The 2,848-nt window shown below is 63.5% G+C and carries 3 protein-coding genes; 2 read left to right on the forward strand and 1 reads right to left on the reverse strand.

Annotation, left to right across the window (positions count from 1 at the left end):
- Positions 1–291: LysR family transcriptional regulator (locus tag HX846_RS24750; protein ID WP_178966278.1), on the reverse strand; the 291-nt coding region annotated here is incomplete at its 3' end.
- Between the two features lie 131 nt (positions 292–422).
- Here HX846_RS24750 and HX846_RS24755 point away from each other — a divergent pair.
- A complete protein-coding gene (locus HX846_RS24755) occupies positions 423–1,715 on the forward strand; it encodes a CitMHS family transporter (RefSeq protein ID WP_003213142.1) in 1,293 nt (430 codons plus the stop codon).
- A gap of 1 nt (position 1,716) precedes the next feature.
- The coding region (locus HX846_RS24760; protein ID WP_178966279.1) for an acyclic terpene utilization AtuA family protein at positions 1,717–2,848 on the forward strand (1,132 nt) is incomplete at its 3' end.

The following is a 2,848-nucleotide window of genomic DNA, read 5'->3' on the forward strand; positions in this document are numbered from 1 at the left end:
GATGGTCACCACGCCTCGTCGTAGCGCTGCCAGGTCACGGGAGCCGGTGACGATGTTGTCCAGGTCCAGCAGCAATTTCTCCATCGGCCCGCGTGCATCCAGCCCGGCGGCGGTGATGCTGACGTGGCGCGGGCTGCGGTCGAGCAGCGCGACGCCCAGCCATTCCTCCAGTTGCTGCACCTGCACGGTCAGCGCCGAGGGCGACAAATGCAGTTCGTTGGCAGCCTTGGTAAAGCTGCCCGTGCGGGCAACGGCGAGAAACGCCTGGATATGCTGGATCGAATTTTTCATTTTTATTTTGCTCGAGCGTTTTGTTTTTTCGAATGTTGAGTGCCGAATATTCCAATTTACAAAGACTAACGCGATTCCAATACTCCAGGGAAAACAATAACCGGCCGAAAACGCCGTTCTGGAGCTACCCCATGCTCGCTACCCTGGGTGTCATCACCATCCTGTGCCTGCTCACTGCCGTCATGAGCAAACGCCTGTCGCCACTGGTGGCCCTGATCGCCTTGCCGATCATCGCCGCGCTGCTGGGCGGTTTCGGCCTGCAAACCAGCGCCTTCATCATCACCGGCATCAAGAACGTCGCCCCCGTGGTGGGGATGTTTGTGTTCGCGATCCTGTTCTTCGGGATCATGACCGATGCCGGCATGCTGGATCCAATCATTGATCGCATCCTGCGCACGGTAGGGACGCGTCCTACAAGGATTGTCGTCGGTACCGCGACCCTGGCCCTGCTGGTGCACCTCGACGGCTCCGGCGCGGTGACCTTCCTGGTGACGGTGCCGGCGATGCTGCCGCTGTACACGCGGCTGGGAATTGATAAACGCATCCTCGCGTGTGTGGCGGCGATGGCGGCCGGGGTCAACTTCCTGCCGTGGACCGGCCCGGTACTGCGTTCCTCGGCGGCGCTGCACGTGCCGGTGGCGGACTTGTTCCAGCCGCTGATCCCGGTGCAGATCGTTGGCCTGGTCTTTGTATTCGCCTGCGCCTGGTGGCTGGGCCACCGGGAAGAAAAACGCCTGGGCCTGGGCGCTGGTTCCAGCGTGGACGCCGTGCCGCAACGGGTGCTCAGCGACGATGACATTGCCCTGCGTCGCCCGCGGCTGTTCTGGGTCAACCTGGTCCTGACGGTACTGGTGATGGTGGTGATGATCGCCGGTTGGGTCGACCCGGTGGTGATGTTCATGCTCGGCACCGTGGTGGCGCTGTGCATCAACTACCCGAACGTCGACGCCCAGCGCGCGCGGATCGACGCCCACGCAAAAACCGCCCTGACCATGGCCAGCATCCTGCTCGCCGCCGGTGTGTTCACCGGCATCATGCAAGGCACCGGCATGCTCAAGGCCATCGCCGAAGTGGCGGTGGCGCAGATTCCGGCGGGCCACGGCAAGCTGATCCCGGCGGTGGTGGGCTTCCTGTCGATGCCGTTGAGCATGCTGTTTGACCCCGATTCCTACTACTTCGGCGTGATGCCGGTGATCGCCGAAGTCGGCAAGGCCTTGGGCGTCGACCCGCTGCAAGTGGCCCAGGCCTCGTTGCTGGGCGTGCACACCACCGGCTTTCCGGTCAGCCCGTTGACGCCGGCGACCTTCCTGTTGGTGGGCCTGTGCAAGATCGAATTGGCCGATCACCAGCGCTTCACCATCCCCTTTCTGTTTGCCGCGTCGGTGTTGATGACTCTGACGGCTTTGCTCCTGGGAGTGATTTGAAATGAAAACCTTGCGCATCGGTTCCGGCGCCGGCTACTCCGGCGACCGTATCGAACCTGCGGTGGAATTGGCCGAACAGGGCGACCTGGATTACCTGGTCTTCGAATGCCTGGCCGAACGCACCATCGCCCTGGCGCAACAGGCGCGGATCAGCGATCCACAAGGCGGTTACGACCCGCTGTTGAGTGAGCGCATGCGCCGCGTGCTGCCCTTTGTCGGCCGGTCCGAAGGGCGCCGACGCCTGCGGGTAATCACCAATATGGGCGCGGCCAATCCGGTGGCGGCGGCGGTTGAAGTGCGGCGGATTGCCAGTGAACTGGGGCTTAACCTCAAGGTGCTGGCGGTGGTTGGCGACGACGTGCTTGAGACCTTGCGTGCCCAGCCGGAGCAGTTGCTCGACAACGGCCAGACCCTTGGCTCGTTGGGCGAGCGGTTGATTTCCGCGAACGCCTATTTGGGCGCCGACGGCATTATCGACGCCTTGCGCGCCGAGGCCGACGTGGTGATCACCGGCCGGGTGGCAGACCCTTCGCTGTTCCTGGCGCCGCAGATGTTCGAATTCGGCTGGGCTGCGGATGATTGGCAACGGCTGGGGCTCGGCACGCTGGTGGGGCATTTACTGGAATGTGCGGGGCAGGTCAGCGGTGGCTACTTTGCCGATCCGGGTTTCAAGGACGTGGACGATCTGGCACGCCTTGGCTTTCCACTGGCCGAGATTGACCCAGACGGCGAGGCCTTGATCACCAAGGTCGCAGGTTCCGGTGGGCGGGTCAGCCGTGCCACGTGCACCGAACAATTGATCTACGAAGTGCACGACCCGGCGGCCTACCTCACACCGGACGTGTGCGCGGATTTTTCCCAGGTGGCGTTTACCGAAGAAACCGTGGACCGGGTGCGTGCCCACGGCGCGAGCGGACGGCCACGTCCCGAAGCGTTGAAAGTCAGCGTCGGTTATCTGGACGGCTGGATCGGTGAGGGGCAGATTTCCTACGGTGGCCCGGGCGCGGTCGCTCGTGCGCAACTGGCTCGCGATGTGGTCCTGAAACGCTTGGAGTTGACCGGCGTGCGCATGCAGGACGTGCGTGCCGAATTGATCGGCGTCGACTCCCTGCACGGCCCGCGCAGCACGGTTG

The sequence above is a fragment of the Pseudomonas sp. K5002 genome, assembly GCF_013386655.1.
GTDB lineage: Bacteria > Pseudomonadota > Gammaproteobacteria > Pseudomonadales > Pseudomonadaceae > Aquipseudomonas.

Coding starts and splice junctions, on each gene's coding strand:
- HX846_RS24755 (WP_003213142.1), top strand. CDS start 423: ATGCTCGCTACCCTGGGTGTCATCACCATCCTGTGCCTGCTCACTGCC.